The 2207-nt window shown below is 32.5% G+C and carries 1 protein-coding gene; it reads left to right on the top strand.

Annotated features, from left to right (window positions below; translation table 11 throughout):
• Positions 1-224: 224 nt before the first annotated feature.
• On the top strand, positions 225-2096 hold the full coding sequence (locus tag HMPREF3186_RS07245; protein ID WP_060914584.1) for a polysaccharide biosynthesis protein: 1872 nt from the start codon (positions 225-227) through the stop codon (positions 2094-2096).
• Positions 2097-2207: the final 111 nt, after the last annotated feature.

Consider the following 2207-nt stretch of genomic DNA (forward strand, 5'->3'; position numbering starts at 1 on the left):
CTTTAGAAAAGCTTTTTAGATATCTAATAAACCGTGCGGGGGCGACTCGACAAAATCTTGTTTCTAGAAATCACGATTTTTGAGTCACTCCCTGTTCCCCACATAGTTTATTGTTTATTATAAGTATCTTTATTAGATATTTAGATATAGATAAACTAATGTGATTACTTAGGATTTGGGTTTAGTCAACCTTTAAGCTCTTTGGTAAATTTGTAGGAGATGTTATGGATAGACTATTTTCATCAAAAATATATATAAATCATAGATTTAAACTTATCATGTTACTGGATTTATTGACGGTTGCATTAGGTGTAGTAGCATCGATATTTTTAGGTAAAGCATCAGATCCATTTGCGATGCTAAATGGCCATTATATTGAGATATTAGAATTTCTAGTGATTTCACTTGTTATATATACAATTAGTTTTTATTTATTTGGTACTAATAAATCATTATGGTCATACTTAGGTGTTAATGAGATAGTAAGTATTTGTATTTCTGTAGTTCTAGGGGACTTGCTTACGAGTATTCTTTATCAGTATATGTTACCTGATACATTCTCAAATGTTAGATTTGCTATCTTTTCACCTTTATTAATTATAGCGGGTATGATGTTTACAAGAATGTTATACCGTGCCTTACGTGAAAGAGAAGCTGGTAGATCTGGAGCTAGTACTTATAAAAATACATTTATAATTGGTGCAGGAGATGCGGGATACATATTATTAAAAGAACTATCAAAAAATAATATTTTCCGTGCAAATGTAGTTGGGCTTATAGATGATAATCGAAAAAATTCTGTAATTAGTGGTATTACGGTAGTTGGAACGACTTATGAAATACTAAAACTTATTCCAAAATACGAAGTAGAACAAGTATTCTTGGCGATTCCTTCGATTAGTGCTTATAATAAAAATAGAATATTAAATGTACTGAAGGAAGCTAATGTTAGTGTTAAGGTAATGAGCTCTGGTGTTGCTGTAGAAGACGGAGAGAGTATTTCTAAACACTTGAAAGATGTATCTATCGAGGACTTATTAGGACGTGGAGAAGTGAAGCTTTCTCAAGGGGAGATTCGTTCTTACATTAAAGGAAAGAGTATCCTTGTTACGGGTGCTGGTGGTTCGATTGGAAGCCAGATTGTAAGAGAAATATTCAAATTTAAACCGAGTCAACTTGTCTTAGTTGATGTTAACGAGAATGCATTATATATGTTAGAACGTGATTTAGATTTTGAAAAATCGCATAGTAAGGAATACGAGGATATAAACTATATTTCTGAAATAGTAAGTATTCGTGAGAAAGAGGCTTTAGCTGAGGTATTTGATAAATATAAGCCAAGCGTAGTGTTCCACGCAGCAGCGCATAAACACGTACCTTTAATGGAACGTCGCCCACAAGAAGCGATAAAAAATAATGTCTTTGGAACAAAAAATGTTATGGATGTAGCCATTGAAAAAGAAGTAGAAAGATTTATTATGATTTCTACTGACAAGGCGGTAAATCCTACGAATGCTATGGGTGCTTCGAAACGTTTAACAGAGATTATTTTACAATCAAAAGGTAATAAGTACAAAACGAAATTTGCTGCTGTTAGATTTGGTAATGTATTAGGATCAAATGGTTCTGTAATTCCTATCTTTAAAGAACAGATTAAAAAAGGTGGACCTATTACAATTACGCATAGAAATATTATTCGTTACTTTATGACGATTCCAGAAGCGGCGCAGTTAGTACTACAAGCTGGATATTACGCAAGTGAAGGGGAAATCTTCCTATTAGACATGGGAGAACCTGTAAAAATAATAGATCTTGCGACAAACTTAATTAAATTATCAGGATTAGAACCATATAAAGATATAGATATCGAAGAGATTGGGCTAAGACCTGGTGAGAAGATGTATGAAGAGTTATCGCTTGATTATGAAAGTAGTGAAAAGACTGATAACCAAATGATTTATAAAAATACAACCTTAGATATTGACGTTGAGGAACTAGATAAAAAACTAATAGAGTTGAAAGCAATGCTAGGACATTCAACAAACGAAGAAATTCGTAGTAAGTTATTTGAAATAATAAATTGTTATAACGGATAAAAAAAGGGCGATTCAAAAATTATTTTGAATCGCCTTTTTAGCTATAGGAATGACGCGGAAATCTTGATTTCTAAGAAACAAGATTTTGTTGAGTCACTCGCTAGTTAGTGT

The sequence above is a fragment of the Gemella haemolysans genome (genome assembly GCF_001553035.1).
GTDB classification, from domain to species: domain Bacteria; phylum Bacillota; class Bacilli; order Staphylococcales; family Gemellaceae; genus Gemella; species Gemella haemolysans_B.